The 26,403-nt window shown below is 60.6% G+C and carries 21 protein-coding genes and 4 tRNA genes; 13 read left to right on the top strand and 12 right to left on the bottom strand.

Annotation, left to right across the window (positions count from 1 at the left end; translation table 11 throughout):
- Positions 1-2: 2 nt before the first annotated feature.
- Positions 3-1,421: a 3-isopropylmalate dehydratase large subunit gene (leuC, locus tag PMI35_RS25325; protein ID WP_008056360.1), complete on the bottom strand. Its 1,419-nt coding sequence runs from the start codon at positions 1,419-1,421 to the stop codon at positions 3-5.
- Positions 1,422-1,569: 148 nt separating this feature from the next.
- On the opposite strand from leuC, the gene PMI35_RS25330 reads away from it, so the two are divergent.
- The 11 genes from PMI35_RS25330 to PMI35_RS33260 all read left to right on the top strand — a co-directional run bounded on the left by PMI35_RS25330 (position 1,570) and on the right by PMI35_RS33260 (position 15,117).
- Complete coding sequence (locus PMI35_RS25330; RefSeq protein ID WP_008056358.1) at positions 1,570-2,460, top strand: LysR family transcriptional regulator; 891 nt, start codon at positions 1,570-1,572, stop codon at positions 2,458-2,460.
- Between the two features lie 65 nt (positions 2,461-2,525).
- Positions 2,526-5,804: a PAS domain S-box protein gene (locus PMI35_RS25335; protein WP_008056357.1), complete on the top strand. Its 3,279-nt coding sequence runs from the start codon at positions 2,526-2,528 to the stop codon at positions 5,802-5,804.
- Positions 5,805-6,028: 224 nt separating this feature from the next.
- Positions 6,029-7,492: a PAAR domain-containing protein gene (locus PMI35_RS25340; RefSeq protein WP_008056354.1), complete on the top strand. Its 1,464-nt coding sequence runs from the start codon at positions 6,029-6,031 to the stop codon at positions 7,490-7,492.
- Complete coding sequence (locus PMI35_RS25345; protein WP_008056352.1) at positions 7,489-8,103, top strand: hypothetical protein; 615 nt, start codon at positions 7,489-7,491, stop codon at positions 8,101-8,103. The genes PMI35_RS25340 and PMI35_RS25345 overlap by 4 nt, the downstream gene beginning before the upstream one ends.
- A 105-nt stretch (positions 8,104-8,208) precedes the next feature.
- Positions 8,209-8,832, top strand: coding sequence for a CDP-alcohol phosphatidyltransferase family protein (locus tag PMI35_RS25350; protein WP_008056350.1), 624 nt, complete (start codon positions 8,209-8,211; stop codon positions 8,830-8,832).
- 10 nt (positions 8,833-8,842) lie between these two features.
- Positions 8,843-10,597, top strand: coding sequence for a bifunctional alpha/beta hydrolase/class I SAM-dependent methyltransferase (locus PMI35_RS25355; protein WP_008056349.1), 1,755 nt, complete (start codon positions 8,843-8,845; stop codon positions 10,595-10,597).
- Positions 10,597-11,940: a phosphatase PAP2/dual specificity phosphatase family protein gene (locus PMI35_RS25360; protein WP_008056346.1), complete on the top strand. Its 1,344-nt coding sequence runs from the start codon at positions 10,597-10,599 to the stop codon at positions 11,938-11,940. Before PMI35_RS25355 ends, PMI35_RS25360 begins: the two co-directional genes overlap by 1 nt.
- Complete coding sequence (locus tag PMI35_RS25365; protein ID WP_008056344.1) at positions 11,930-12,385, top strand: hypothetical protein; 456 nt, start codon at positions 11,930-11,932, stop codon at positions 12,383-12,385. Before PMI35_RS25360 ends, PMI35_RS25365 begins: the two co-directional genes overlap by 11 nt.
- 9 nt (positions 12,386-12,394) lie before the next feature.
- A complete protein-coding gene (locus tag PMI35_RS25370) occupies positions 12,395-13,015 on the top strand; it encodes a lysophospholipid acyltransferase family protein (protein WP_008056342.1) in 621 nt (206 codons plus the stop codon).
- Position 13,016: 1 nt separating this feature from the next.
- Positions 13,017-13,949 (top strand): phosphatidate cytidylyltransferase, encoded by a 933-nt coding sequence (locus PMI35_RS25375; RefSeq protein ID WP_008056340.1) that lies wholly within the window; start codon positions 13,017-13,019, stop codon positions 13,947-13,949.
- Positions 13,950-14,061: 112 nt separating this feature from the next.
- Positions 14,062-15,117 (top strand): RHS repeat-associated core domain-containing protein, encoded by a 1,056-nt coding sequence (locus tag PMI35_RS33260; protein ID WP_008056338.1) that lies wholly within the window; start codon positions 14,062-14,064, stop codon positions 15,115-15,117.
- 100 nt (positions 15,118-15,217) lie between these two features.
- Here PMI35_RS33260 and PMI35_RS25380 read toward each other — a convergent pair whose 3' ends face one another.
- The 10 genes from PMI35_RS25380 to gltX form a co-directional block, all read right to left on the bottom strand.
- Positions 15,218-15,664: an Hsp20 family protein gene (locus PMI35_RS25380; protein ID WP_008056337.1), complete on the bottom strand. Its 447-nt coding sequence runs from the start codon at positions 15,662-15,664 to the stop codon at positions 15,218-15,220.
- Positions 15,665-15,784: 120 nt separating this feature from the next.
- The gene (locus PMI35_RS25385) at positions 15,785-16,744 is read right to left on the bottom strand and encodes a tRNA dihydrouridine synthase (RefSeq protein WP_008056335.1); all 960 of its coding nucleotides are present in this window, start codon (positions 16,742-16,744) and stop codon (positions 15,785-15,787) included.
- Between the two features lie 154 nt (positions 16,745-16,898).
- Positions 16,899-17,336 carry an acyl-CoA thioesterase gene (locus PMI35_RS25390; protein ID WP_008056333.1) on the bottom strand — a complete coding sequence of 146 codons (438 nt, stop codon included), beginning with the start codon at positions 17,334-17,336 and terminating at the stop codon, positions 16,899-16,901.
- 49 nt (positions 17,337-17,385) lie between these two features.
- A complete protein-coding gene (locus PMI35_RS25395) occupies positions 17,386-18,219 on the bottom strand; it encodes an alpha/beta fold hydrolase (RefSeq protein ID WP_008056331.1) in 834 nt (277 codons plus the stop codon).
- Positions 18,220-18,248: 29 nt separating this feature from the next.
- Entirely contained in the window at positions 18,249-18,788 is a 540-nt protein-coding gene (locus tag PMI35_RS25400; protein ID WP_008056330.1) for a TetR/AcrR family transcriptional regulator, read from the bottom strand.
- 184 nt (positions 18,789-18,972) lie between these two features.
- Positions 18,973-19,048: transfer RNA gene (locus tag PMI35_RS25405), tRNA-Glu, on the bottom strand.
- A gap of 79 nt (positions 19,049-19,127) precedes the next feature.
- Positions 19,128-19,203, bottom strand: a tRNA-Ala gene (locus PMI35_RS25410).
- Between the two features lie 53 nt (positions 19,204-19,256).
- Positions 19,257-19,332, bottom strand: a tRNA-Glu gene (locus PMI35_RS25415).
- 79 nt (positions 19,333-19,411) lie between these two features.
- Positions 19,412-19,487, bottom strand: a tRNA-Ala gene (locus PMI35_RS25420).
- Positions 19,488-19,702: 215 nt separating this feature from the next.
- Positions 19,703-21,184, bottom strand: a complete 1,482-nt coding sequence (gene gltX, locus PMI35_RS25425) for a glutamate--tRNA ligase (protein WP_008056328.1) — start codon at positions 21,182-21,184, stop codon at positions 19,703-19,705.
- Between the two features lie 220 nt (positions 21,185-21,404).
- Here gltX and PMI35_RS25430 point away from each other — a divergent pair, with 220 nt between their 5' ends.
- Together PMI35_RS25430 and PMI35_RS25435 are read left to right on the top strand one after the other, a co-directional pair.
- On the top strand, positions 21,405-22,493 hold the full coding sequence (locus PMI35_RS25430) for an HlyD family secretion protein (RefSeq protein ID WP_008056326.1): 1,089 nt from the start codon (positions 21,405-21,407) through the stop codon (positions 22,491-22,493).
- 49 nt (positions 22,494-22,542) lie between these two features.
- Positions 22,543-24,033 (top strand): MDR family MFS transporter, encoded by a 1,491-nt coding sequence (locus PMI35_RS25435; protein ID WP_177325068.1) that lies wholly within the window; start codon positions 22,543-22,545, stop codon positions 24,031-24,033.
- A gap of 129 nt (positions 24,034-24,162) precedes the next feature.
- Here PMI35_RS25435 and uvrB read toward each other — a convergent pair whose 3' ends face one another.
- Positions 24,163-26,178, bottom strand: a complete 2,016-nt coding sequence (uvrB, locus tag PMI35_RS25440; protein ID WP_008056323.1) for an excinuclease ABC subunit UvrB — start codon at positions 26,176-26,178, stop codon at positions 24,163-24,165.
- Positions 26,179-26,403 lie beyond the last annotated feature (225 nt).

Below are 26,403 nucleotides of genomic sequence, written 5' to 3'. Positions count from 1 at the left end.
CTTTAGATCAATTCACGGACGTCGACGAAACGACCGTTCACAGCGGCGGCGGCGGCCATGGCCGGGCTAACGAGGTGGGTACGACCACCGGCGCCCTGACGGCCTTCGAAGTTGCGGTTCGAAGTGGAAGCGCAATGCTCGCCAGACTCCAAACGGTCCGGGTTCATCGCCAGGCACATCGAGCAACCCGGCTCGCGCCATTCGAAACCGGCTTCGAGGAAAATCTTGTCCAGGCCTTCCGATTCAGCCTGGGCCTTCACCAGGCCCGAACCCGGCACCACGATGGCCTGCTTGATGGTCGAGGCCACTTTGCGGCCCTTGGCGATCACTGCCGCTGCGCGCAGGTCTTCGATCCGCGAGTTGGTGCAGGAGCCGATGAACACGCGGTCCAGCTGAATGTCGGTGATCGCCTGATTGGCGGTCAAACCCATGTATTTCAGGGCGCGTTCGATGGAACCGCGCTTGACCAGGTCCATTTCCTTCGCAGGATCCGGAACGTTCTGATCCACAGCCAAAACCATCTCGGGCGAAGTGCCCCAGCTGACTTGCGGCTTGATCTGGGTCGCGTCGAGCTCAACGATGGTGTCGAACTTCGCATCGGCGTCGGACACCAGGTCTTTCCAGGCTTCGACGGCCAAATCCCACTCCGCGCCTTTCGGGGCAAACGGACGGCCCTTCACGTAAGCCACGGTTTTTTCATCCGCTGCTACCAGGCCAACACGGGCGCCGGCCTCGATGGCCATGTTGCAGATCGTCATGCGGCCTTCGACGGACAGGTCGCGAATCGCGCTGCCGGCGAACTCGATGGCGTGACCATTACCACCGGCGGTACCGATCTTGCCGATCACGGCGAGAACGATGTCCTTGGCGGTCACGCCGAACGGCAATTGGCCTTCGACCGTTACCTGCATGTTCTTCATTTTCTTGGCGACCAGGCACTGGGTGGCGAGCACGTGCTCGACCTCGGAAGTGCCGATACCGTGAGCCAGGGCACCAAAAGCGCCGTGGGTCGAGGTATGGGAGTCGCCGCAGACCACGGTCATGCCCGGCAAGGTTGCACCCTGCTCCGGACCGATGACGTGGACGATGCCTTGGCGGACGTCATTCATCTTGAATTCGACGATGCCGTATTCGTCGCAGTTATCGTCGAGGGTCTGGACCTGCAAACGCGAGACCTGGTCGGCAATGGCTGCGATGCCGCCCTTGCGCTCAGGGGTGGTCGGTACGTTGTGGTCCGGGGTCGCGATGTTGGCATCGATACGCCATGGCTTGCGCCCGGCCAGACGCAGGCCTTCGAAAGCTTGCGGCGAGGTCACTTCGTGGATGATGTGACGATCGATGTAGATCAGCGCCGAACCATCGTCGCGCTGCTTGACCAAATGCGAATCCCAGAGCTTGTCGTAGAGCGTTTTGCCGGCCATCAGACGGTTTCCTCATCAGCTTGTTTCTATGCCCTGGGTCTTGAGTGATTCAATAACCCTTTGGCTTGTGAGGCTGATCCTATGGGGTTACATTAAATAACTCAAATTCATATTTTTTATGCTTTGGATAACCAGCTGGAATACTGATATGGACCTGGCCAACCTCAATGCCTTTATCGCCATCGCCGAGACCGGAAGCTTCTCCGGTGCGGGCGAACGCTTGCACCTGACGCAGCCAGCGATCAGCAAGCGCATCGCCGGGCTGGAGCAGCAATTGAAGGTGCGGCTGTTCGATCGGCTGGGCCGCGAAGTCGGCCTGACCGAGGCTGGCCGCGCCCTCCTGCCCCGGGCCTACCAGATTCTGAACGTCCTCGATGATACGCGCCGCGCCCTGACCAACCTCACCGGGGAGGTGACCGGTCGTCTGACCCTGGCCACCAGTCACCACATCGGCCTGCACCGCTTGCCACCTTTATTAAGGGAGTTCACCCGACGTTATCCCGAGGTCGCGTTGGACATCCAGTTTCTCGACTCCGAGGTGGCCTACGAGGAAATCCTCCATGGTCGGGCGGAACTGGCGGTCATCACCCTGGCGCCGGAACCCCACGCCCTGGTCAAGGCAACACCGGTGTGGGACGACCCGCTGGACTTCGTGGTGGCCCCGGAGCATTCGTTGCTCAACAACGGCAAGGTCAGCCTCGCGGACATCGCCCGGCACCCGGCGGTGTTCCCCGGCGGCAACACCTTTACCCACCACATCGTCCAGCGCCTGTTCGAAGCCCAGGGCCTGACGCCGAACATCGCCATGAGCACCAATTACCTGGAAACCATCAAGATGATGGTGTCGATCGGCCTGGCCTGGAGCGTCTTGCCACGCACCATGCTCGATGACCAGGTTGCGCGAATACCTTTACCGGGCATACAACTGACTCGCCAGCTAGGCTATATCCTGCACACAGAAAGGACGCTATCGAATGCAGCGCGGGCCTTCATGGCCTTGCTGGATGCTCAAATCGATCTGCCAGGGACTCAAGGCTGACTTGTGCTACTCCTATAGAGCCCGAATTTCTGTACCCGATACCCAATTCAGCTCAAGGCTTGCCAATGCCGAAATCTGTTGACCGTATTCCGCCGATGCCGCGCATCCAGGCGCTTGACCCGAAAAGCTCCGAACAAAGCTGGGAAAGTGCCTCGCAATTGCTGGCCGCGCTCAACGGCGCGCGCCTGGGCGCGTGGTATTGGGATATCGAGCGTGGGCAGATCAGCTGGTCCCGGGGCACGCAGGCGCTGTTTGGCTTCGATCCCCGGCAACCGTTGCCGGCCGACCTGGAATACCTCGACCTGTTGCCTGTCGAAGATCGGGCCAAGACCCTTCGCGCCTTCCATGCCGTGATCGCTGGCGCGCCGCTGGAGCAAGCGATGCACCATCGCGTTCGCTGGCCCGACGGCAGCTTGCATTGGCTGGAGATCAGCGGCAGCCTGCTGCCAGACAAACACGGCCGTCCACGCATGATTGGCGTGATCCGCGAAATCACCCACCAACGCCTGCGCGAACAGGCGCTGAGCAGCTCGGAGAAACGCTTCGCGACGCTGTTTCACCTGTGCCCGAACATGGTCCTGCTGACGCGCCAGGATGACGGCCTGATCACCGAAGCCAACCAGTATTTCGAAAGCCTGTTCGGCTGGCCGGTGCAGGACGCGATCGGCCGTACCACGCTGGAACTGGGCCTTTGGGTGCACCCCGAGCAACGCGCACAACTGGTCAAGGCCACCAAGGCCAAGGGCGAACTGACCAGCATGGAGGTGCAGTTTCGCGCCAGCAACGGGCAGATCCACGATGGCATCCTCAGCGCACAAAAGGTCGAACTCGAAGGCCAGCCGTACCTGCTGAGCACCTTCCTTGACACCACCGAACGCAAAGCCGCCGAACACGCCCTCAAGGACAGCCAGGAGCGCCTCGACCTGGCCCTGGACTCGGCGCAACTGGGCACCTGGGACTGGCACATTCCCAGCGGCATGCTGTATGGCTCGGCCCGCGCCGCCCAGTTGCACGGCATGGATCCCATCCCTTTCCATGAATCGTTCGACGATTTTTTCGAAGGCGTGCCCGGCGAAGAGCGCGACACCATGCGTGATGCCTACCGCAGCCTGCGCGAAGGCCCGGCCGGCAACTATCAGCTGACCTATCGGGTGCAAATGCCGGACGGCAGCTCACGCTACCTGGAAAGCCGCGCCCGCCTCTACCGCGATGAAAACGGCGTGCCCCTGCGCATGGCCGGCACCCTGCTCGACATCACCGATCAGGTCGAGCGCGAACAACGCCTGGTGGCCTCCGAAGAGAAATTCGCCACCCTGTTCCAGGTCAGCCCGGATCCGATCTGCGTGACGCGCCAGGACACCGGGCAGTTCATCGAGATCAACTCCAGCTTCACCCAGACCTTTGGCTGGAGCGCCGCCGACGTGATCGGGCGCAGCGCCGACGAAATCGGCCTGTGGGACGCTTCGGCAAAGAGCCTGCAGCGGATCGAACAGGTGATCCGCGAGCAAGGCCTGAACAATGTGGCGATCCTCGTCCAGCACAAGGATGGGCAGTCGCTGACCTGCGTGATTTCCAGTCGCCAGATCAGCGTCAGCGAACAGTCGTGCATCGTCACCACCTTGCGCGACATTACCCAACAGCAACGCTCGGAAGCGGCGCTCAAGGCCAGCGAAGAGAAGTTCGCCAAGGCCTTCCACTCCAGCCCCGACGCCATCACCATCACTGAACGCGATACCGGACGCTACCTGGAGGTCAACGACGGTTTCTGCCGCCTCACCGGCTACCGCGCCGACGAAGTGATCGGCCGTACCGTGTACCAGGTGGGGATCTGGGCCGAAGAGAAGCAACGCTCGGCGTTGCTGGCCGAACTGCAGATCAAGGGCCGGGTACACCACCAGGAAATGCTCGGGCGCAACAAGCGCGGCGAGTTGCTGACGGTGGAGGTGTCGGTGGAACCGATCACCCTCAACGAAACCGCGTGCCTGCTCTTGACCGCGCGGGACGTCAGCCTGCTGAAAAACGCCGAGGCGCAGATCCGCCACCTGGCCTACCACGACCCGCTGACCAACCTGCCCAACCGCGCACTGCTGATGGATCGCCTGAGCCAGCAGATCGCCCTGCTCAAGCGCCACAACCTGCGCGGCGCATTGATGTTCCTCGACCTTGACCACTTCAAGCACATCAACGATTCCCTCGGCCACCCGGTGGGCGATACGGTGCTGAAAATCATCACCGCGCGCCTGGAAGCCAGCGTGCGCATGGAAGACACCGTCGCGCGCCTGGGTGGGGATGAATTCGTGGTACTGCTCAGCGGCCTCGAAGGTTCGCGCAACGAGGTCAGCGACCAGGTCTGCGAGCTGGCCGATACCATTCGTGAGCTGCTATCGGAACCGATGTTCCTCGACGGGCAGCGCCTGCAAGTGACGCCAAGCATCGGCATTGCCTTGATTCCCGACCACGGCGCCACGCCGACCGACCTGCTCAAGCGTGCCGATATCGCCCTTTATCGCGCCAAGGATTCGGGGCGAAATACCGCGCAGATGTACCACAACACCATGCAGAAGGCCGCGAGCGAACGCCTGCGCATGGAAACCGACCTGCGCCTGGCGCTTTCACGCGGTGAGTTTCGCGTGCATTACCAACCCCAGGTGGACGCCCGGGATAACCGCATTGTCGGTGCCGAGGCGCTGGTGCGCTGGAACCACCCGGAACTCGGCGCGCAGTCGCCCACCGAGTTCATCAAGGTACTGGAAGACAGCGGGTTGATCCTGGAGGTCGGCACCTGGATCGTCGACGAAGCCTGCCAGGCCTTCAGGCAACTGATCGCCGATGGCCGGGTGGACCCGCTGCAATTCAGCCTGTGCGTCAACATCAGCCCGCGCCAGTTCCGCCAGAACGACTTCGTCGAGCGCATCGAAAACAGCCTCGCCACCTACGGCCTGCCCAGCTCGCTGCTGAAACTGGAAATCACCGAAGGCATCGTCATCCAGAACCTGGAAGACACCATCAACAAGATGCTGCGCCTGAAAAAACTCGGCGTGAGCTTTGCCATGGACGACTTCGGCACCGGCTACTCCTCGCTGACCTACCTCAAGCGCCTGCCGGTCGACACCCTGAAAATCGACCAGTCGTTCATTCGCGACGCCACCACCGACCCCAACGACGCCGAGATCATCCGCGCCATCGTCGCCATGGCCCGCAGCTTGGGGCTGGAGATCATTGCCGAAGGGGTGGAGAACTCGGAACAGCTTGAGTTCCTGCAGGGCCTGGGCTGCCATCTCTATCAGGGGTACCTGCATAGCCGGCCGCTGCCGGTGGAGGAGCTGCAAAAGCTCCTCCTGTAGGACGTAGGAGCGAGCATGCTCGCGATGGTCGTCAACGATAACGCGGGGAGACTGACACCCCGCGACACTCTCAGGTTCATCGCGAGCATGCTCGCTCCTACAAATCCCCACCTTCGATTCAATCCCCCTTTCCTACACGCATTCCGGAAACGTCTGATTTACGCCTGACACCTTCGTATTGAACCCTTGTGCTGCAGATCGCCAACAGACAAGGAGTTGAAGCAATGACAAAGGGATATTTCATTCGCAAGGGTGACAAGACCACTTGTGGTGGCGAGGTGCTGGACACCGATACCCGCATCATGATGTATGGCTTCGCTCACGCTCGCGTCGGGGATCCCGTTTCCTGTGGCAAGAACGACGAAACCTATGAAATCGTCGGTGGAATCTCTTTCTTTGACAGTCACGGCAGGCTGGCAGCTGGCTCGCTGGATAGCCGCAGCAGCTGTCCCTGCAAGGCCGGGCTCCTCCCGTCGTTTACCAACGTCAGCTATGAGTCCACCCAGGGTTCAGCGCCGCAAGCCGTGAGGAGTGCCCCTCAACAGGCGGCCGCGCCCGTTTCGCCCAGCAATCCGGTGACGCCACGACAATCCAGTTTCACTTCAGCGCGGGCGCCCTCGCCGACGCTCAGCGAACGGCCAGGGACGGTCTGCGAAAACCATTGGCGCGGCTACCAGCAGCGGGTCGAAAACGTCGTGGCGCCGGGCGGCAAGCTGATTGCCGACCCGAAGGCGCGCAACAAGGCGATCAATGCCGCCTACGCCCAGCTGTGGCGCCATGACCCGCGTTTCCAGTGGGCTGGTCTTGCGGCGTTCGCTTCGAAACAGGTGGGCTGTGGTCTGCTGCACGCGGCTGATTCGGTCGAGAAAATTCGGGCGGAAGAAGAGGCGATACAGCAATTGAGGGACAATGCCAGACAAGGACTGAGAGGCTTGCTCAGTCCCAGTGAGCGGGAAAAGCGCGCGACCATTCGGGCGTTTGAGCAGCGCCAGCGCGAGTACGAAGAGGCCAACCGGGATAACCCGGTGTGGGGCTTCACCCACTGGGGTGCCGACCTTCCCTTGTCGCTCTCGCAACGGATGTACCGGTTTGTGTACGAGATGCTGGCCATGGGCAATACCACGCTGTTCCTAGATGTGTATCCGCTGCATGTGTTCTACAAGGAACGGGGGTTGGAGGCGCTGAAGGACTGCCTCGCTTCACGAAAAAACATCTATGGCACTGGTCAGCATCCGGTGCTGTGGCCAGTGGGGCAGGAAACTCTGGAATTCGGGACTAGCCAAGAGGAAATCCTCCAAGCCTTTGAGGCGATCGAGGCGGGCAATATTGCCAAGAGTGTTGAGTATCTAGCCAAGCACGAACAGGTCAATATTCTGCAACCAGCTATGTACAACGACAGCGGTCTGAAATGGTTATTGCGCGGTAACCATGCCTCCTACGTCACTAACATCCCCTCCGGTGCAGCTCAGGCCATCGAGCTGACGCTTGCCAGCCAGTGCCATCCAATCGAGGACGGACGCACCATTGGTTTTGGCAGCAATCCCTTTGCCAACCCGGCTGACATCGAACGGCGCATGACCTTTGTGCTCAAAGCCGCGGCGCAGTTTAACGATTTACTGCACAGCGACCAGCGCGACCAGATTGAGCAATCGATTCGGGATATCGCCTGGGGTGGAGGCGTGCGGTGAACCTGATGCAACGCATGGGCTGGCGACGCGGCATGTCAGTACTGGCAGTCGCGGCCCTTCTGACACTGGCCGTGATCGAGACCCTATCGGATGAGCCGGAAATCGCCCTGTTGATTGGCGAGCCCTACGAGTCTATGCGCCAGCGCTCCAGCGCTAGCATTGGCCCAGCCATTCCGGGGCGCTCATGGTTCAGTGTTCCGAAATCAGATGCACGCCTGCGCTTCATTGATCCCAAGTACGGTTTTGTAACCCCTCTGGCCCGTTTTTTCACGGTGATGTTTGATGATGAACACATCCACGGTGTCCGCATGTCCCCACAAATCGAGCCGCTATTGCTCGACGACACCGTCAAGGTCGTGCTGGATCTGCAAGAGCAATGGCGCAGAGCTGGCTGGACACCTATCCGCGTCGAAGAAGACCCACCGTTCGCCGACACCCCGCAATGGCGAGCCCAATTGCGGGATGTGAACAAGGGCGGCACCTCCTACTGGCATGCAGGCACCCAGTATCAAGTGATGCTGGTGGTCAATCGCTTCAAGGATTACAGGCACCCCACCGAGGAGCGCTACCTCATCAAGCTGTCACTGGCCAAGCCATGGACGAATCCCTGACACGCTTTGAGCATTAAACCCACACACCAGGCGCCGTCCCCAAATCCATCTCAGGATGCCATCTACACTCAGTAACCATATCGCCTCCCCCGAGACCTCATCAACGTGCCCAGCATCTACCAAATCAAACCCGCATTCCAAAACCTCCTGCGCCCCCTGGTCCGGCGCTTGTTCGACAACGGCACCACCGCCAACCAGATCACCCTGATAGCCGGCATCGGCTCAATCCTGGTGGGCTTGGTGATCGCCGGTTTCGTGCATCACCCCTGGGTCTTTGTGCTGGTACCGATCTGGATGCTGGTGCGCATGGCGCTCAACGCCATCGACGGCATGCTGGCTCGCGAATTCGACCAGCAGTCGCGCCTGGGGGCCTATCTCAACGAGTTGTGCGACATCACCGCCGACTGCGCCTTGATCCTACCCTTTGCCCTGCTGCCCGGTGTCAGCCTGTGGCTGGTGCTGCTGGTGACCCTGCTCGCCTTGTTCAGCGAGTACAGCGGCGTGTTGGGGCCGATGGTCGGGGCTTCGCGGCGCTATGACGGACCCATGGGCAAAAGTGACCGGGCTTTCGTGCTGGGGGTCGTGGCCGCCGGCATCGTACCGGGCTGGCTCAGCCCGTTCTGGATCAACACGGTGTTCGCGATCATCGCGATGCTGCTGGTTTACACCATGGTCAATCGGGTCCGCCAGGGCCTCAGGGAAGTACACATCGACAGCTCTTCAGCCTAAGGAAATGGCAATGCGCGAAGCACAGCAACAGACATTCACCACCCACGACGGCGTGCAGTTGTTCTACCGCCACTGGCCCGGCAGCCCTGAACCGGGAACGCCACGCCAGGCCGTACTGTTGTTTCACCGTGGCCATGAACACTCCGGGCGCATTGCCCATCTGGTGGATGAACTGGAGCTGCCCGGCTTTGACTTCTTCGCCTGGGATGCCCGGGGCCATGGCCTCTCGCCGGGCGCCCGGGGCGACAGCCCCAGCTTTGCCACCAGCGTGCGGGACGTGCAGACCTTCTGCGAGCACCTGAGCGCGGTTTACGGTATCGATGAAGAAAATATGGCGGTGATCGCCCAGAGCGTCGGCGCGGTGATCGTCGCCACCTGGGCCCACGACTACGCGCCGCGCATACGTGCGCTGGTGCTGGCGTCACCGGCGTTCAAGGTCAAGCTCTATGTGCCCTTCGCCCGTCAGGGGTTGGCGCTGATGCGCCGGTGGCGCGGCAACTTTTTCGTCAACAGCTACGTCAAGGCGCGCTTTCTCAGCCATGACCCGCAGCGCGTCGCCAGCTACGACAGCGACCCGCTGATCACCAAGGCAATTTCAGTCAATGTCCTGCTCGGTCTCTATGAGGCCGCCGACCGAGTGGTGGCCGATGCCCAGGCCATCGCGATACCCACTCAGATGTTGATCTCCGGTGCCGACTTCGTCGTACACCGCCAACCCCAGGAACAGTTCTTCGAGCGCCTGGGCACTCTGCACAAGGAAAAACATGTCCTGCCGGGATTCTTCCACGACACCCTGGGTGAAAAGAACCGTGGACACGCCGTCGCCAGCGCACGTCGTTTCATCCTGCAGAACTTCGCACAGCCCACCGAACGCCCTGCCCTGCTGGCCGCCGATCGCCTGGGCCTGACCTGCGCCGAATCCGAATCACTGGCCGCGCCGCTGCCGCGCAACTCGCTGCGCGATCTGTATTGGCGCATGACCCGCGCCAGCATGCGCCTGGGCAGCCAACTGTCGTCCGGGATCAAGCTAGGCTTCGACACAGGATTCGACTCCGGAAGCACCCTGGACTATGTCTATCGCAATACGCCCACGGGCACCTCGGGTGTCGGCCGCCTGATCGACCGCAATTACCTCGACTCCATCGGCTGGCGCGGCATTCGTCAACGCAAGCTGCACGTCGAAGAACTGCTGCGCCTGGCAATGCAGCAATTACGCGACCAGGGCCGCGAAGTGCGCATCGTCGACATCGCCGCCGGACACGGACGCTACATTCTCGAAGCCTTGCAGGGCATCAGCCCGTTACCCGAATCGATTCTGTTGCGCGACTACAGCGATATCAACGTACGTGACGGCAGCGCACTGATCCGGGAAAAAGGCTTGGAAGACATCGCACGATTCGTCAAGGGCGATGCCTTCGACCGTGCCGATCTGGCCGCGCTGGAGCCCAAACCGACCCTGGCGGTGGTCTCCGGGCTGTACGAACTGTTCGCCGACAACCAGATGGTCGGCGCTTCCCTGGCCGGCCTGGCCGAAGCCGTGGAACCTGGCGGATACCTGGTCTACACCGGCCAACCCTGGCACCCGCAGCTGGAACTGATCGCCCGCGCCTTGACCAGCCACCGTGAAGGCCAGGCCTGGGTCATGCGCCGGCGCACCCAGGCGGAAATGGACCAGCTGGTTGAGGCCGCCGGCTTTCGCAAAGTCGGCATGCGCGTCGACGAGTGGGGGATTTTCAGCGTGGCTCTCGCGCAACGGGTGTCGTGATGCCATACACCGCGACAACCGCACGCGAACCCGGCTTGCTCAAGCCCGCAGTGCTCTGGCTGCTGCTCCTGGCGCCATTGTTTTTCGGCACCTACGGCTTCGCCACCTGGGTCACCACCCAGCGCGACGATGTCGGCAGCCTGGTGTTCGGCTGGGAAACCCACATGCCGTTCTGGGCCTGGAGCATCGTCCCGTACTGGTCCATCGATTTGCTGTACGGGCTGTCCCTGTTGTTGCCCAACAGTCGCGAGGAACTCAAGCGCCACGCCTTGCGCCTGCTGACCGCGCAACTCATTGCGGTCAGTTGTTTTCTGATCTGGCCGTTGCGCTTCACCTTCGCCCGGCCGGAACTGGATGGCGTATTCGGTTGGCTGTTCGACGTCCTGGCAGGCTTCGACAAGCCGTTCAATCAGGCGCCATCGCTGCACATTGCGCTGTTGGTCATCCTGTGGACCTGCTATCACCGGCACCTGCAGGGCTTCTGGCGCGGATTGATGCATGCCTGGTTTACCCTGATCGGGCTCTCGGTGCTGACCACTTACCAACACCACTTCATTGACCTGCCTACCGGTGCTCTGCTTGGCTGGCTGTGTGTCTGGCTATGGCCGCTGGAGGGGCCGGGGCCTCTGCACGGCGCCCGACTGGCAACCGAGAAAAAACGCTGGCAACTGGCGTTGTGTTACCTGTTGGGGGCTGCTGCTTTCGCCGTCCCGACCTTTTACTTCGGCGGGGCTTGGCTGTGGCTGACCTGGCCGGCATCCGCCTTGCTGCTGGTGGCGCTCAATTACGCCGTCCTGGACGCAGGAGGGTTTCAGAAGCGCGCCGACGGGCGACTGTCCCACGCCGCGCGCTGGTTGCTGGCGCCCTACCTGGCGGCCGCCTGGCTCAATTCGCGCCTGTGGACCCGCAACAATCCGCTGCCAGACCAAGTGCTCGATGACGTCTGGCTCGGGCGCATACCGACTCGCGGGGAACTCAAGGGCAGCGCCTTCACCGCGGTGTTCGACCTGTGTGCCGAACTGTCCCTCGATCCTGGCGCCGTCGTCTACCGCACACTGCCTGTCCTGGACCTGACCGCCCCCACCACCGCGCAATGCCAGGAAGCCGCATTGGCCATCGAAAGCCTGCGCCAGCACGGGCCGCTACTGGTCTGCTGCGCCCTGGGCTATTCGCGCAGCGCCACCGCCGTAGCCGCCTGGCTGTTGCATACCGGGCGGGCCAGCAGTGTCGCCGAAGCCTTTTTGTTGATCCAGCGCGCACGCCCGGGAATTGTCCTGGGGCCGCGTCACCGAGAGGCGCTGGAACCGCTGGCGACCCCTATGGAGATGCACAGTGTCCATTGATATGCAGTTGCAGACGACCGCCAGCCTGTTGCGTCGCGGCTACTCACTGGATCGACTCTCCTGCGGCCTCACCCTGCTGGGCGCCCTGCTCGGCCTGAGCCAATACATAACTCCCGGACCGGGGTGGTGGGGCCTGGTCTGCAGCAGTGGGCTGCTGGTGCTCGGTCTGTGGCAAAAGTACTGGGCACTGCGGGTTGCCTTCGACGCCGAGCTGTTCCAGCACCTTGCCAACCCTGCCGAAGACCTCCCTCAGCGCACCCAAGCCCTGGACCAGGCACTGGCGGCCCTGGGCCTGCAACCCGCCGACCGCGGCGGCCGCCCCTGGAACGATCGCATCGCCGGCGCCGTGAAACTGTTACGCCGCCAGGCGCTGCTGGTGGCGGCACAACTGTTATTGACGCTGGTTTTCATCCTGGCCGGCCCCTGGCTGACCTTTGCTGGATAAGGAGTTCCCATGCTCGAACCCGTGGTTGCCACCCTCATCACTTCGGCCGCGCGCATCCTGACCGGCGCGCGCAGTTTGTGGCTCGGTTGTGCGCCGGAACCGGTACAACGTATCTACTTTGCCAACCACAGCAGCCATGGCGATTTCGTCCTGCTGTGGGCCTCGCTGCCGCCAACCCTGCGCACCATCACCCGGCCCGTGGCAGGCTCCGACTACTGGCTGAAAAGCCCGCTGCGGCGCTACATCATCAACCAGGTGTTCAATGGCGTGCTGGTTGACCGTGAACGCAAGGACCCCGCCGATAATCCCTTGCAGCCAATGCTCGACGCCCTGGAAAACGGTGACTCGCTGATCATCTTCCCCGAAGGCACGCGCAACCCCGATGAGGGTTTGCTGCCGTTCAAGAGCGGGCTGTACCACCTGGCAAGGCAGTATCCCCAGGCGCAGTTGATCCCGGTGTGGATCGCCAACCTCAACCGCGTCATGCCCAAGGGGCGGGTCCTGCCGCTGCCGTTGTTATGCACCCTCAGCTTTGGCGCTGCGCTGACCCTGAGCGAAGACGAAAGCAAGACGCACTTTCTCGAACGCAGTCGCGACGCGCTGCTGAGCCTGGCCGGGGAGCATGCCTGACATGGATAGACAAACCTTGATGTTGTTCGGCGGGATTGGCGCGTTTCTGCTGCTGGCCTCGGCGATTGGTTGGGTGCTCAAGCGCCGCAGCCAAGGCAGCCCCAACCCGGTGATCGACAACCTCAACGCGCGGATCAACGCCTGGTGGGTGATGGTCCTGGTGATCGGGATCGCCTTCTGGCTCGGCACCACTGCGGTGATCCTGCTGTTCTACACCGTGTCCTTCTACGCCCTGCGCGAATTCATGACCCTCACGCCCACCCGCCGCAGTGACTACCCGGCTTTGGTCGCGGCCTTCTACCTGGCGCTGCCGCTGCAGTACCTGCTGATTTACTACGACTGGTACGGGCTGTTCTCGATCTTCATTCCGGTCTACGTGTTCCTGCTCCTGCCGATCCTGGCGTCCCTGGGCGGCGACAGCACGCACTTCCTCGAACGTGCCTCGAAAGTCCAGTGGGGCCTGATGATCGCAGTGTTCTGCGTATCCCATGTCCCCGCCCTGCTGACTCTGGACATCGCCGGTTATGAGGGGCGAAACCTGCTATTGATCGCCTACCTGGTGATCGTGGTGCAGATGTCGGATGTGCTGCAGTACGTGTGCGGCAAATTGTTCGGCAAACGCAAGATCGCCCCGAACCTGTCGCCGTCCAAGACCGTGGAAGGTTTTGTCGGCGGCATCCTGCTGGCCTCCCTGATCGGCTGCGCCTTGTGGTGGATCACGCCGTTCACCGCCTGGCAGTCGCTGCTCATCGCCCTGCTGATCAACCTGCTGGGCTTCGCCGGCGGCATTGTGATGTCGGCGATCAAGCGCGACCGTGGGGTGAAGGATTGGGGACATATGATCGAAGGCCATGGTGGCATGCTCGACCGACTGGATTCGGTGTGCTTTGCGGCGCCGATTTTCTTTCATCTGGTTAGGTATGGGTGGACTTGATTGCATTGCCCCCAGCCACATGAGCGGACTAGCAGTTCTGATAGTGGGCAGAAACTGAAATTGCGCCGATGCTTTAAGTCCAGCCTTTCGGACCTTGATCGGAGCTCAGCCAATGCCCATATCACCTCGCCAGAACCTGCTGTGCCGTTATCGCTACGATGCGCTGGATCGATCGATTAATTGGGCGCCTATTGGACAAGCCGGCATTCAGCGTTTTCACTGTAACGACCACTTGGCCACTGAAATCCAGGGCTCGGTCAAGCACAGTATTATTCAGCATGACGACCACGTGTTGGCGCAACAACAGCACATGGATGATCAGGTAGACATCACGCTGTTGGCAACTGACCTTCAAATGACAGTTCTAAACGCGCTTAACGCGGGCCGAGCTCAACCCATCGCTTACACGCCCTACGGCCATCGCCGACACTACAACGGCTTACTTAGTTTGCTAGGGTTTAACGGCGAACGGCCCGATCCGGTAACAGGGCATTATCATTTAGGTAATGGATATCGGCAGTTTAATCCGATTTTGATGAGATTTAACTCCCCGGACAGTTTGAGTCCGTTCGGGAAAGGCGGTTTAAATGCTTATACTTACTGCCTTGGCAATCCGATCCTCAATACTGACCCAACGGGTCATGGCCTTGACAAGGTTATTGAAGTAATGAACAAGAAAATTCTTAAAAAAACCGGCTTTAGAATGTCTCCTGACACCATAGAAGAATTAAACGCAACAGTACCGCACCGTACCAGACTCGACGGGACTTCCGATTCGGAGAGCGTCATTCATACTCTGTTCAACAATAGTATAAACAAACATTACGACGATACGCTTATTGAAAACATTGAAAAAACAGCAGCGGAACACGCTGCGGGTTTTATGCCAACAGTCCTCCAGCACCAAGCCAAATTCATAAAAAGAAGAACAATAATACATGACCTGACATTAGGGAGGGCTAACCTACCTAACGATAGTATAAACCAAATGGACAATCATCTTGCGGGCTTGAATAGTGCTATCGAAAAACTAAAACAGAGGGCAAACGCGTATATTCAAGAGACCGCCTCAAGCTATAATAATAGTCTATTCCCTACTATCCCTACTATCCCTCGAGCCTCACCTACAAGGGCTTCGAAAAATCTGCGACAACCAGAGCGCAAATAAAACAGGTAAAGGGTACAAAGAATGTAAAGGCAGTAAAAGGGACCGATTTATTTTATTCACAAAAAAAGGGCGCCTTATGGCGCCCTCTTCCTGCTCTGACTTAGTGTTGCAGAGCCGGTTTCTGCGTCCCATTAATCGGGATTCGCTTGGCTTTCGCCTCTTCCGGAACAACCCGCAACAGGTCGATGATCAACAGACCGTTGCGCAGGTCCGCGGCCTTGATTTCGATGTGGTCGGCCAGGCGGAACGACAGTTTGAACGCACGCTGGGCGATGCCCTGGTGCAGGAAGGTCACGCCTTCATTGGCGTCGCGTTTGCTGCCACTGATGGTCAGCACGCCCTTCTCGACCTGGAGGTCCAGGTCTTCTTCCTGGAAACCGGCGGCCGCTACGACGATGCGGTATTGATCGTCACCGTGTTTTTCCACGTTGTAGGGTGGGTAGGTGCTGCCTGGCTCGTTGCGCAGGGCGGTTTCGAACAGATCGTTGAAACGGTCGAAGCCTACCGAGGAACGGAACAGTGGGGCCAGGGAAAATGCAGTACTCATGGTTCAAATCTCCTGAAAACAATCAGCAAGGTTTTTTGTCTCCGCGACCCGAATTCGGCATCGCGTAACCCTTAGATAGGGACCGCTGATTGGTTTTCAAGAGATTTTCCGCAGATTTTTTCAGGCCGCTTCAGCCACCTGCAGACCCAACAAACGCGAGACCTGATCCAGTTCGGTCTCACGACGCAGGACGGTGAACAGCTCTACCGCCTCAGGATAATTGCGAGTCAGCATCGCCAGCCACTGCTTCAATCGACCCGGCGATTGGCGTGCTGTCATCTGCGCCTTGGCTTGCAGCCAGAAGTCCTGGATCAGCGGCAGCAGTTCGGCCCAGGTCATCTCGACGACTTCTTCACCGGCCTTCGCCGCCGCGATTTGCCGGGCGAGATCCGGGCGCGAAACCAGGCCGCGACCGAGCATGATGTCTTCCACGCCGCTGATTTCGCGGCATCGGCGCCAGTCTTCGACGCTCCAGATATCGCCGTTGGCAAACACTGGCACCTTGACCACGTCCTGTACGCGCGGGATCCACTCCCAATGGGCAGGTGGCTTGTAGCCGTCGGTCTTGGTCCGTGCGTGGACCACGATATGCTCGGCGCCGCCCTCAGCCAGGGCCGTGGCGCAGACCAGCGAACCATCGGGGCTATCAAAACCCAGGCGCATCTTGGCCGTTACCGGGATGTGCGCCGGAACGGCGCGACGGACATGCTCGACGATCTGGTTGAGCAGCTCAGGCTCCTTGAGCAGCACAGCTCCGCCCCGGGACTTGTTGACCGTCTTGGCCGGGCAGCCGAAATTGAGGTCGATCACCTCAGAGCCCAGCTCGCACGCCAGCGCGGCGTTTTCCGCCAGGCACACCGGATCGGAACCCAGCAGCTGTACGCGCAGTGGCACACCGGAAGCAGTCCGGGCACCGTTGAGCAGCTCCGGGCCGAATTTATGGAAATAGGCAGGCGTGAGCAGTTGGTCGTTGACCCGAATGAATTCGGTCACGCACCAATCGATACCGCCCACCCGGGTCAGCACGTCGCGCAGGATATCGTCGACCAACCCCTCCATGGGCGCCAAGGCAATTTGCATGAAAAACACACTCAACGAAAAACGTGCGGCAGTTTACTGGTTTTGATTGATGAAAAGGTAACCCTGTGTAGGAGCTGCCGCAGGCTGCGATCTTTTGTCTTTAAAAATCAAGATCAAAAGATCGCAGCCTGCGGCAGCTCCTACGGGGATCGTGTCAGGCGGGGGCTTGCAGCGCCGGGCCATAGCCTTCGATGAACTCGGCAGGCATGCGCTTGGGCTTGCCCGTGGACAGCTCGATGCAAACGAACGTGGTTTGCGCGCGCAGCAAGGTCGAGTTGTCGCTGGGGCGCTTCAGCTGGAAATGCCGGGTCATTTTCAAGCGCTGGTCCCAATCGACGATCCAGGTTGCCAATTGCAACTCGTCGCCTTCATAGGCGGCCGCCAGGTAATCGATCTCGTGCCGCACCACCGCCATCGCCCGGTCCAGCCGACGGTATTCGACCAGATCCAGGCCCAGGCGCTGGGAGTGACGCCAGGCACAGCGTTCGAGCCAGGTCACGTACACCGCGTTATTGGCGTGCCCCAGCCCGTCGATGTCTTCGGCGCCCACTTGCAGATCAATGATAAACGGCGTTGCCCGATCCCAGCCCATGCCTCACTCCCCGGTCAGTTTGATTCGACCGGGGCAGTGTAACGGATGCTCAGGCCGATTGGCGCGATTGCAGGCTGCGACCAGCCAGCAGTGATAACACGCCATCAATCACCCGCGGGTCGGCCAGCACCCGCTGATGACCGCCTTCCTGCAGACGCAACAGGCGACTGTCGAACCAGGCTTCGTGGATCAGCTGCGATTCCTTGACCGGGACATGGGTGTCATCTTCGGCATGCACGATCAGGCCAGGCATGTCGAGTTGGTAGTGCGCGACATCCAGCATCGCCGCGCGCATGCCGACGTCAGTCTCGACCTGGCGGATGAACGCCGAGCGGGCTTTCGGGGGCAACCCTACATAGCGCGCGAAACCGCGCAATACCCCGAGAATCCGCGCCGGGGCGGCGATGCTGACCAGGGTTTCGGTACGCAAACCCAACTGCACGGCAAGCATGGCACTGGCGCCGCCCATGGAGTGGCCGATGACCGCTTGCAGCGGCGGTAACTCGGCGGCGGCTTCAAGCATGGCACGGGCGAACAGCACGACATTCGCCTCACGCCCGGGCGAGCGACCGTGCGCCGGGCCGTCCAGGGCGACAACCGAATAACCGGCATCGACCAGCGCCGTGATCAGGCTGGCAAACTGCGTGGGCCGGCCTTCCCAGCCGTGCATCAGCAACACTGCCGGGCCTTGCCCCCAGCGCAAGGCCGAGAGGCCGAAACGCAAAGTGATTCGTTCGGATTTGGCCAGCAGCGGCAATTCCCAATCACGCGGTGGAAAATCGCGCGGAGTCATGAACGCCAGCCGCATTTTGCTCGCCACCAGCTTGGGGGCGAACCAGCCCAAGGTGCCATTAACGCCACGAACCCACTTCAACGTGCTCATCGCATTCTCCCCAGGCCGCAGCCTTCAGGTCAACGCACCGCCGACTTGGCCGCGCGCAGCAAACGATCGGATAAATCACCGGGGCCCAGCGCCCGTGCCAGCGCCAGGCCGCCCACCATCAAGGCCAGATCGGCCAGGGCTTTGTCGGTGTCTTCAGGACTGGCCGCCAACTGCGCGACCATCAGTTCCATGTGCTCATTCAGGGCGATTCGAAACGCCTCAGGCAGGCGTCCGAGTTCACCGATCGAGGCCGGGATCGGGCACGCAGATTCGCTGGAATCACGGTGTTTGCGTGACAGATAAAACGCAGCGACCAACGCGCGACGCTCTTCACCGGTCAATTGGGCATCCATGTCGGCAATCAGGTCACGGCGGTGACCCAGCAACTGCTTGAACGCTTCGAGCATCATGGCGTCCTTGCTTTCGAAGTGCGCATAAAAGCCGCCGACGGTCAGGCCGGCTGCGCCCATCACTTCGCCAACGCTTGGCTCGGCCGGACCGCGCTGGATCAGCGCGGCGCTGGCAGCCTTGAGGATGCGTTCGCGGGTTTGAGCTTTTTTATCGTTCATCGTTGCCTCCGAATATTACGACTAGAATATTATTCTCATAATAATTTTCTGCAAGTCGTGGATGTGACCGCTGGTCTGAAGAACAGTTTGGGAGAAAGGGGGAGATTTGGCCAAACGCCAGACAAACAAAAGGGCCATTCAATAATTGAATGACCCTTATAAAATCCCGCAGAGCGGGTAATCGTGGCGTCCCCTAGGGGACTCGAACCCCTGTTACCGCCGTGAAAGGGCGGTGTCCTAGGCCACTAGACGAAGGGGACGCAAACCCTTCTATACACTGATCAGCGCTGAGAACTGATCGATTCAAGGCCGGTGTGGCCAGACCTTGAACTGTAAAATTGGTGGAGCTAAGCGGGATCGAACCGCTGACCTCCTGCATGCCATGCAGGCGCTCTCCCAGCTGAGCTATAGCCCCGGATTTTTCGCCTCGCGGCGGAGCGACATCTTGCAACATCGCTTCTGTAAAACTGGCGTCCCCTAGGGGACTCGAACCCCTGTTACCGCCGTGAAAGGGCGGTGTCCTAGGCCACTAGACGAAGGGGACGCAAACCCTTCTATACAACTGATCAGTGCTGAGTACTGATCGATTCAAGGTCGGTGTGGCCAGACCTTGAACTGTAAATTGGTGGAGCTAGACGGGATCGAACCGTCGACCTCTTGCATGCCATGCAAGCGCTCTCCCAGCTGAGCTATAGCCCCTCATCGTTGATGTTGCCGTTGGCTTCATCGCTGAGGACGGGGCGAATCTTAAGGGCGTATCGAAGGTCTGTCAAACTTATTTTTCAAAAAATTTAAAATTTTTTGCCGACATAACAATCACTTACCGCCCTCCCCCCGAAAAATCGGGAGTCTGAGGACCACTGCGCGCCCAACGACAGGCGTGCGCAATGGCCATCAGTCCGTCATCAAGCGTGTCAGGCGATAGCGCCCAACAGCTTTTCCCACTCTTTGTTTTCTTTCTTCGACACGCCGCCCAGCAGGTCGATCGCCTGGCGCAGACGGAATCGGGTCAGGTCCGGCCCGAGGATTTCCATCGCATCGAGCACCGACACCGAGCTGGCCTGGCCGGTGATCGCGGCGAACATCAGCGGCATGGCATCACGCAGCTTCAACTCCAGGGATTCGACCACCGCCTGAATGGTCGCGGTGATGCTGTCCTTCTCCCACTGGCGCAGGCTTTCGAGCTTCCACAGGATCAACTGCATCAACTGGCGAACCTGATCGCCCGAGAGCTTCTTCGATTCGAACAGCTTGGCGTCCGGATTCACCCCACCGGCAAAGAAGAACCCGGCCAGCGGTGCGACCTGGCTGAAGGTCTCGACGCGGCCCTGTACGTGCGGCGCGATCTTCATCATGTATTCAGCGTTGAACGCCCACTTCTGCACGCGTGCGGCGAACTCTTCCACCGGCAGGTCACGCAGCCACTGGCCGTTGAGCCACGACAGCTTCTCGATGTCGAAAATCGGCCCGCCGAGGGAGACGCGCTTGAGGTCGAAGTTGTCGACCATTTCCTGCAGCGAGAACTTCTCGCGCTCGTCCGGCATCGACCAGCCCATGCGGCCCAGGTAGTTGAGCATGGCTTCGGGCATGAAGCCCATGCGCTCGTAGAAGGTCACCGAGGTCGGGTTCTTGCGCTTGGACAGCTTGCTCTTGTCCGGGTTACGCAGCAGCGGCATGTAGCACAGCTCCGGTTGTTCCCAGCCGAAGTATTCGTACAAGAGGATCAGTTTTGGCGCCGATGGCAGCCACTCTTCACCACGCAACACGTGGGTGATGCCCATCAGGTGGTCATCGACCACGTTGGCCAGGAAGTACGTCGGCAGGCCGTCGGTCTTCATCAGGACTTGCATGTCCATGCGGTCCCAAGGGATTTCCACGTCGCCACGCAGCATGTCCGGCACCACGCAGACGCCTTCGCTCGGCACCTTCATGCGGATCACGTGCGGTTCGCCAGCGGCAAGGCGGCGCGCCACTTCTTCCTTGGACAGCAACAGCGCACGGCCGTCGTAACGTGGGGTTTCGCCACGGGCCATTTGCTCGGCGCGCATCTGGTCCAGCTCTTCGGCGGTGCAGAAGCACGGGAAGGCGTGACCCAGGTCGACCAGCTGCTGGCAGTACTTCTGATAGATCTCGCCGCGCTCGCTCTGACGGTATGGACCGTGCGGGCCACCAACGTCCGGGCCTTCGCTCCAGTCGATACCCAGCCAGCGCAGGGCGTCGAAGATCTGCTGTTCGGACTCGCGGGTCGAACGCAGCTGGTCGGTGTCTTCGATCCGCAGGATGAACTCACCGCCGTGCTGCTTGGCAAAGCAGTAGTTGAACAGTGCGATGTAAGCGGTACCTACGTGGGGGTCCCCGGTAGGCGATGGCGCGATGCGCGTGCGGACGGTGGTCATGGCAAGTCTCGAAAAGAAGATCAAACAAAGGGCGAATGGTAACAGGCGACACCCGCCCCGCTCCAGTGAACAGGGCATTTAAGCCAAGTTTGCGCCTACAACGCCTGTATGCCGTGGTGAATGGCCGAATATCAGCCGATGGCATTTACCGTTTATCGGCTGTATGCCAGATTCACCTGCTGATAACTTTCCTTACATATTCTCGACTACAGTTTGCCCCATGCCTGCCCAACTCAAGCGTCGCCTGTCCATCTTCCTGTTGATTGTCCTGCTGATCGCCGGGGGCTTTTTCGCCCATTGGTTTTTCAACGGACGGTTTTATGAAAGCACTGACAACGCCTATGTCCAGGGCGAGATCACCCGGGTGTCGAGCCAGTTGGGCGCGCGCATCGATGAGGTGCTGGTGCAGGACAACCAGCACGTCGAGAAAGGCCAGTTGCTGATCCGGCTCGAAGGCGATGACTTCCGCCTCGCGGTCGAGCGCGCCAACGCGACGCTCGCCACCCGCCAGGCCGAACGCCTGCAAGCCCAGAGCAAACTGACCCAGCAGGCCAGCCTGATTGCCGCCAGCGACGCGCAGGTGGCGTCCAGTCAGGCGAGCCTGGGCCGTTCACAGATAGACCTGACCCGCGCCGAGACCTTGCGCAAGCCCGGTTATGTCTCGGAAGAACGCGTGACCACGCTCTCCGCCGACAACCACATTGCCCGTTCACAGTTGCTCAAGGCCCAGGCGGACGCCCAGGGCCAGCGTCAGCAAATCAACGCGCTGAATGCCGAAATCAAACGCCTCGACGCACAGATCGCCAATGCCAGGGCCGACCTGGCCCAGGCCGAGCTGAACCTCACCCGCAGTGAAATCCATGCGCCGATCAGCGGCCTGATCGGCCAGCGTGCCGCGCGCAATGGCCAATATGTGCAGGCCGGCGCCTATCTGTTGTCGGTGGTGCCCGATGAAGACATCTGGATTCAGGCCAACTTCAAGGAAACCCAGATTGGCCACATGCAACCCGGACAGAAAGCCGAACTGACCTTCGACGCCTACGGCGACACGCCGATCGAAGCCCGGGTCGACAGCCTGTTCGCCGCCTCGGGCGCGCAGTTCAGCCTGTTGCCGCCGGACAACGCCACGGGCAACTTCACCAAAGTCGTGCAACGGATCCCGGTGAAACTGACTTTCGCCGCCGACAATCCGCTGCGCGGCAAGATCCGCCCGGGCATGTCGGTGACCGCCAAGGTCAACATCAAGGACGCGCCTGAAGATCTCACCAGCACAGTGAGCAGCAAAGACACCCCTGACGATGGCCGGTGATCAGCTGATCCGCCCAGTCGGGGAACCGACACGGCGGGACTGGATCGCGGTGATGAGCGTGATGCTCGGCGCCTTCATGGCAGTGCTCGATATCCAGATCACCAACTCCTCGCTCAAGGACATTCAGGGCGCGCTGTCGGCAACCCTGGAAGAAGGGTCGTGGATTTCCACCTCGTACCTGGTGGCGGAAATCATCATGATCCCGCTGACCGCGTGGCTGGTTCAGCTGTTGTCGGCGCGACGCCTGGCGGTGTGGGTGTCCCTCGGCTTTCTCGTTGCCTCGCTGCTGTGCTCCATGGCCTGGAGCCTGGAGAGCATGATCGTCTTTCGTGCGTTTCAGGGATTTACCGGTGGCGCGCTGATTCCGTTGGCGTTCACCCTTACGCTGATCAAACTCCCCGAGCATCACCGCGCCAAAGGCATGGCCATGTTCGCCATGACCGCCACCTTCGCTCCTTCGATCGGCCCGACGCTCGGTGGCTGGCTGACGGAAAACTGGGGCTGGGAATACATTTTCTACATCAACATACCGCCTGGCCTGCTCATGATCGCCGGGCTGATGTACGGCCTGGAAAAGAAAGCAGCCCACTGGGAACTGCTGAAAAGCACCGACTACGCCGGGATTGTCACCCTGGGCGTCGGCCTGGGCTGCCTGCAGGTGTTCCTGGAGGAAGGCCATCGCAAGGACTGGCTCGAATCCGACCTGATCGTGGCCCTGGGCAGTATCGCGCTGATCAGTCTGATCACCTTCGTGATCGTGCAGTTTTCCAAGCCCAATCCGCTGATCAACCTCGGCATCCTGGGCAACCGCAACTTCGGTCTATCGAGCATTTCCAGCATCGGGATGGGGGTCGGGCTGTACGGATCGATCTACCTGTTGCCGTTGTATCTGGCGCAGATCCAGAACTACAACGCCCTGCAGATCGGCGAAGTGATCATGTGGATGGGCGTGCCGCAGCTGTTCCTGATCCCGCTGGTGCCCAAGTTGATGAAGGTGGTCTCGCCGAAATGGCTGTGCACGATTGGCTTCGGCCTGTTCGGCCTGGCGAGTTTTTCCTCCGGTGTGCTCAACCCGGACTTTGCCGGGCCACAGTTCAACCAGATCCAGATCGTTCGCGCCTTGGGCCAGCCGCTGATCATGGTCACCATTTCGCTGATCGCCACGGCGTACATCCTGCCCCAGGATGCGGGCTCGGCGTCGAGCCTGTTCAACATCCTGCGCAACCTCGGCGGCGCCATCGGCATCGCCCTCCTCGCCACCCTGCTGGATGCGCGGACCAAGACCTACTTCGATTACCTGCGCGAGGCGATCGTGCCGAGCAACCCGCAGGTGGCCGAGCGCCTGGCCTCGCTGACCAACACCCTGGGCAACGAAACGGCGGCGCTGGGCAAGCTCAGCGAGATCGCCCACCAGCAGGCGTCGATCATGGCCTATAACGATGCGTTTCATTTTGTCGGGATTGCGCTGGGGATCAGCATGCTGGCGGTGTTGTTGACCAGGACATTGCCGGCGGGGTTGAAGGCTGGGGAAGCGCATTGAGACCGCAGCGCCCCCATCGCGAGCAAGCTCGCTCCCACAGGGGGCTAAGGGTGTTCTCACATTTTGTGATCAACACAGACCCTGTGGGAGCGGGCTTGCCCGCGATGAGGCCAGTTCAGGCACCGCAAATCAGACGGTAATCAACCGCTCCCGCAACTTGGCAATCTCGTCGCGCATCTGCGCCGCCGCCTCGAATTCCAGGTCACGCGCCAACTGGTACATTTTCTCTTCCAGCGCCTTGATGCGCTTGGCGATCTCACCCGGCGAGCGCAGCTCGGCTTCGTAGCGGGCGCTTTCCTCGGCGGCCTTGGCCATGCCCTTGCGCTTCTTGCTGCGCGAACCCGGCACGGTGGCGCCTTCCATGATATCGGCAACGTCCTTGAATACGCCCTTGGGCGTGATGCCGTTGGCCAGGTTGAAGGCGATCTGCTTGTCGCGGCGGCGCTCGGTTTCACCAATCGCGCGCTCCATGGAGCCAGTGATCCGGTCAGCATACAGAATCGCCCGGCCATTGAGGTTACGCGCCGCCCGGCCGATGGTCTGAATCAGCGAGCGCTCGGAACGCAGGAAGCCTTCCTTGTCGGCATCGAGGATCGCCACCAGCGACACTTCCGGCATGTCCAGGCCCTCGCGCAGCAGGTTGATCCCCACCAGCACATCGAAGGTGCCAAGGCGCAAGTCGCGGATGATTTCCACCCGCTCCACGGTGTCGATGTCCGAGTGCAGATAGCGTACGCGCACGCCGTGATCGGCCAGGTAGTCGGTCAAGTCCTCGGCCATGCGCTTGGTCAGCGTGGTGACCAGCACTCGCTCTTCCAGCGCGACACGCTTGCTGATTTCTGACAGCAAGTCGTCAACCTGGGTCAGTGCCGGGCGGATCTCGATTTGCGGGTCTACCAGCCCGGTCGGACGCACCACCATGTCAATCACGCGCCCGGCGTGTTCGGCCTCGTAGTTGCCCGGCGTCGCCGAGACAAAAATCGTCTGCGGGCTGATGCTTTCCCACTCGTCGAAACGCATCGGCCGGTTGTCCAGCGCCGACGGCAGGCGGAAGCCATATTCCACCAGCGTCTCTTTACGCGACCGGTCGCCTTTGTACATGGCGCCCACTTGCGGCACGCTGACGTGGGATTCGTCGATTACCAGCAAGGCGTCGGCCGGCAGGTAATCGTAGAGGGTCGGTGGCGCTGCCCCCGCTTCGCGACCGGACAGGTAGCGCGAATAGTTCTCGATGCCGTTGCAATAACCCAGCTCGAGAATCATCTCCAGGTCAAACCGGGTGCGCTGCTCCAGACGCTGGGCCTCTACCAGTTTGTTGTTGGAGCGCAGGTATTCCAGGCGTTCCTGCAACTCGACCTTGATCCCTTCGACGGCGCCCATCAGTGTTTCCCGGGGCGTTACGTAGTGGCTTTTTGGATAGAAGGTGAAGCGCGGCAGCTTGCGAATGACTTCACCGGTCAGCGGATCGAATGCCGACAGGCTTTCCACTTCATCGTCGAAGAGTTCGATGCGGATCGCTTCAAAATCAGACTCCGCCGGGTGGATATCAATGACATCGCCGCGCACACGGAACGTCGCGCGGGCGAATTCCATGTCGTTGCGGGTGTATTGCAGGTCGGCCAGGCGTCGCAGCAATTCACGCTGGTCGAGCTTGTCGCCGCGATCCACGTGCAAAACCATCTTCAGATAGGTTTCCGGGCTGCCCAGGCCGTAGATGCACGACACCGTGGTGACGATGATCGCGTCCTTGCGCTCCAGCAAAGCCTTGGTCGCGGACAGCCGCATCTGCTCGATATGGTCGTTGATCGAGGCGTCTTTCTCGATGAAAGTGTCCGAAGACGGCACGTAGGCTTCAGGCTGGTAGTAGTCGTAGTAGGAAACGAAGTACTCGACGGCATTGTTCGGGAAGAACGCCTTGAACTCACCGTACAACTGCGCGGCGAGGGTCTTGTTGGGCGCCAGCACCAAAGTCGGGCGCTGTACCTGGGCGATCACGTTGGCGATGCTGAAGGTCTTGCCTGAACCGGTCACACCGAGCAACGTCTGGTGCGCCAGCCCGGCCTCGATGCCCTCGACCATCAGGCGGATGGCTTCCGGTTGATCGCCGGCGGGCTCGAAGCGGGTGACTAGCTGGAATTCCGACATGTAAAACCTCTGGGATCACTCTTGCCGGTAAAACCGACACGAACGAGAAAGACCGCAAACGACCGATGTCGCCCGAGGAAAAAACTGGATTGCGCTCAATGTGGAGCCGATTGCCAGCGCTTTCAAGGCAAACGTCCTACAACGGGTAAAGTCTTTGACGGCGCCAATCGACTAACGGTCGAAAAATAATGGAAAAAACTTACCTTAAAAGCCGATTCGTCTGTC

Origin of the sequence: Pseudomonas sp. GM78 (assembly GCF_000282475.1) — a bacterium.
Lineage (GTDB): Bacteria > Pseudomonadota > Gammaproteobacteria > Pseudomonadales > Pseudomonadaceae > Aquipseudomonas.
The sequence above is the reverse complement of the archived record's forward strand: the minus strand, read 5'-3'. Positions and strand labels throughout refer to the sequence as shown.

Excerpts from the sequence above, each read along its gene's own strand:
- PMI35_RS25390 (WP_008056333.1), bottom strand. The coding sequence starts at position 17,336 with ATGGGCTGGGATCGGGCAACGCCGTTTATCATTGATCTGCAAGTGGGC.
- PMI35_RS33260 (WP_008056338.1), top strand. The coding sequence starts at position 14,062 with ATGCCCATATCACCTCGCCAGAACCTGCTGTGCCGTTATCGCTACGAT.
- PMI35_RS25380 (WP_008056337.1), bottom strand. The coding sequence starts at position 15,664 with ATGAGTACTGCATTTTCCCTGGCCCCACTGTTCCGTTCCTCGGTAGGC.
- PMI35_RS25355 (WP_008056349.1), top strand. The coding sequence starts at position 8,843 with ATGCGCGAAGCACAGCAACAGACATTCACCACCCACGACGGCGTGCAG.
- PMI35_RS25360 (WP_008056346.1), top strand. The coding sequence starts at position 10,597 with ATGCCATACACCGCGACAACCGCACGCGAACCCGGCTTGCTCAAGCCC.
- PMI35_RS25375 (WP_008056340.1), top strand. The coding sequence starts at position 13,017 with ATGGATAGACAAACCTTGATGTTGTTCGGCGGGATTGGCGCGTTTCTG.
- gltX (WP_008056328.1), bottom strand. The coding sequence starts at position 21,184 with ATGACCACCGTCCGCACGCGCATCGCGCCATCGCCTACCGGGGACCCC.
- PMI35_RS25385 (WP_008056335.1), bottom strand. The coding sequence starts at position 16,744 with ATGCAAATTGCCTTGGCGCCCATGGAGGGGTTGGTCGACGATATCCTG.
- leuC (WP_008056360.1), bottom strand. The coding sequence starts at position 1,421 with ATGGCCGGCAAAACGCTCTACGACAAGCTCTGGGATTCGCATTTGGTC.
- PMI35_RS25330 (WP_008056358.1), top strand. The coding sequence starts at position 1,570 with ATGGACCTGGCCAACCTCAATGCCTTTATCGCCATCGCCGAGACCGGA.
- PMI35_RS25340 (WP_008056354.1), top strand. The coding sequence starts at position 6,029 with ATGACAAAGGGATATTTCATTCGCAAGGGTGACAAGACCACTTGTGGT.
- PMI35_RS25370 (WP_008056342.1), top strand. The coding sequence starts at position 12,395 with ATGCTCGAACCCGTGGTTGCCACCCTCATCACTTCGGCCGCGCGCATC.
- PMI35_RS25430 (WP_008056326.1), top strand. The coding sequence starts at position 21,405 with ATGCCTGCCCAACTCAAGCGTCGCCTGTCCATCTTCCTGTTGATTGTC.
- uvrB (WP_008056323.1), bottom strand. The coding sequence starts at position 26,178 with ATGTCGGAATTCCAGCTAGTCACCCGCTTCGAGCCCGCCGGCGATCAA.
- PMI35_RS25400 (WP_008056330.1), bottom strand. The coding sequence starts at position 18,788 with ATGAACGATAAAAAAGCTCAAACCCGCGAACGCATCCTCAAGGCTGCC.
- PMI35_RS25395 (WP_008056331.1), bottom strand. The coding sequence starts at position 18,219 with ATGAGCACGTTGAAGTGGGTTCGTGGCGTTAATGGCACCTTGGGCTGG.
- PMI35_RS25335 (WP_008056357.1), top strand. The coding sequence starts at position 2,526 with ATGCCGAAATCTGTTGACCGTATTCCGCCGATGCCGCGCATCCAGGCG.